At 67.6% G+C, this 2,224-nt stretch carries 2 protein-coding genes; one reads left to right on the top strand and one right to left on the bottom strand.

Features of this window, described 5'->3' with window-relative positions:
• Positions 1–185 precede the first annotated feature (185 nt).
• Entirely contained in the window at positions 186–854 is a 669-nt protein-coding gene (locus tag FVA95_RS31445) for a hypothetical protein (RefSeq protein ID WP_162557704.1), read from the top strand.
• Positions 855–1,301: 447 nt separating this feature from the next.
• Here FVA95_RS31445 and FVA95_RS28405 read toward each other — a convergent pair.
• The coding region (locus tag FVA95_RS28405) for a protein rep (protein ID WP_205016023.1) at positions 1,302–2,224 on the bottom strand (923 nt) is incomplete at its 5' end.

Raw genomic sequence — 2,224 nt, 5'->3', positions numbered from 1 at the left:
ATTTCCTGACAAATCTCTCGTCAAGGCACCCTGACATCGGCTACACTGAGACTGTCAGTCAAGCTTGACTGACAGTCCTCGTCAAGGAGTCCTGACATGACCGGATCGACCCACCAATCCCGGATCGAGCAGATGCTGGACGCAGTGTCGACCGACATCGAGGTCGCCCCCGGTGGGGGTGCGTGATGGCGCGCAACGCCAAGGTTCACGGGCCGTGGCGGATCGAGGGTGGGCACCCCGACGGTCCGGAGCACGTGGGGTCGGTGATGTCGATCGACGCCGACGGCGTGGTCGACCCGTCCGCCGAGACCGTGCCAGCGGTGGCGCGACGGGCGGTGTGCTCATGTGGCTGGGCAGGGCCCCCGCACGACGCACCCCGCGCCGAAGGGGCGCTCATCGTGCGCCGCTACCGGAAGCAGTCCCGGGAGGAGCTGGCACCAGAGTGGCGCGCACACGTGGCCGAGTGGGTCCCTGCACCCCTCGACAGCCCCGACGAGGGTGAGGGCACCAGCCAGGGCAGTCCGAAGCGGCAGAAACACTCTCAGCGCTCCACGAGCGCCGAGCCGGTGGCCGAGTCAGTGGCCGAGTCAGTGGCCGAGCCGACCGAACCGGTGGCCGAGCCGGAGCCGGGCCTGCCCGAGGACGTGCCTGACGCGGTGCACGACCCGCTGGCCGATCTCGGTGCCGCCGCCCGCCGAGCGCACGCTGCCGCGCACGAAGCACGGGTCGCGGCCGAGATCCTGGCCACCGCCGTCCAGGCCGCCCGGGAGAACGGGGCGTCCTGGGCCACGATCGGTGCCGCGACCGGCATGACCCGCCAGGCCGCACACGAGCGGTGGCGGTCGGTGACATGACTCAGGGCGTGACCGACGTGCACCCACCGCCGTGGACCCACCACACCACCCGCACACCGACCGGAGGCGTCCACCACAAACCCGTCGACGACAACGGCGTGACGATCTACAGCGTCCCCGACCACACCCGCGTCCTCGCCCCGACGAGGGTGAGGGCACCAGCCAGGACCGCGCTGCGGTCGTCCGGCTGGTTGCGGGCATAGTGCGTGCGGCACCGTTGCCAGCTCGACCGGGCAGCGTCGCCTCGACCGCCGAGACCAGGCCCTGGTGGGCACTGTTCTGTCTGCTCTGTCCGCTTCGTCGGTTCGGTGCGGGTCCGGTCCCCCGGTGCTCGTCAGTGGATGCATAGGTCTGTGTGTGTGTTTCTGTTGATCTTGACTTCCGGCGAAGACCGCCCGCGGCGGAGCAAGTTGTGCGTTTTCCTAAGGAAAACGCTTCACGTCAAGGTCAGCCGTCGAAGCCGGGTGCGATGCCGGGTCGGCGGGCGTCAGTGAGACCGATCGGTAACCACCACTCGACCCCGACATCATCAAGCCACGCTCGTCCAGCATCAGCACCGTGACGCTCGGTGACAGCGAGCAGCTCAGCCGCCCGGGGCTCAACGATCTTCCAGGAGTACGTGGGGATGACCGCGACGTCCTCGCCCTCCAGGTCCTCGGCGACGATGTCCTCATCGCTCTTCTCCGGCTCCATGTCAACGCCGTTGCGCAGGTCGTGAGAGCGCTGTGACCAGGTGAGCTGCTTACGGCCGCGGATGGCCTCCTCGTACTCGGCGAGCAGGGCCCGAGCCTGCATGTCGGCGAGCTGGACGACCTGGCCGGTGTCGGGGTTCTCGAAGCGTCGGCCGACCGTGGCATCACGCATCAGCTCATAGATCGACCGGGAGGTACCGCGCGCAGCCTTGGTCGAGCCCATGACCGCCTCGCTGGCCAGACCCTTGCACACGTAGCGGGCCCAGGACCCAGAAGTCTCAGCCATCGCCCCAGGATCAGCCCGCTGCACGTCAACACCGTGTTCCTCAGTAGGTGCAGGCATCCCGGCCTTGACCAGACCAGCCGACCAGCGGGAGAACCATCCACCGGTCAGAGCCTCGATCGCCTCCTCCGACATCCCCTGCTCCACCACCATGAGGATATGCAGATGGACATGCCAGCCGTTGTCCACAGAGTAGGTGACCTCCAGAGCCCGAACCCAGCCACGCAGCCCGAGCATCCGGTAGTCATCCTGGGCTGCCCAACCCTGGGTGACCTTCTCCCACGCCACACTCAACGCCTTCAAGCAGTCAGCCAGAGAGTGGCCCAGGTAGTGACGCATCGTGAGAGTGATCAACAGTGGGTCACCGCCATCGGCGAGATGGTGAGCCAGAACCG

It is taken from the genome of Pseudonocardia sp. EV170527-09 (assembly GCF_008369905.1).
Classification (GTDB): domain Bacteria; phylum Actinomycetota; class Actinomycetes; order Mycobacteriales; family Pseudonocardiaceae; genus Pseudonocardia.
This window is presented reverse-complemented; position numbering and strand designations above follow the sequence as displayed.

What these genes read in the sequence shown, in the direction of transcription:
- FVA95_RS31445 (WP_162557704.1), top strand. Translation starts at nt 186, where the DNA reads ATGGCGCGCAACGCCAAGGTTCACGGGCCGTGGCGGATCGAGGGTGGG.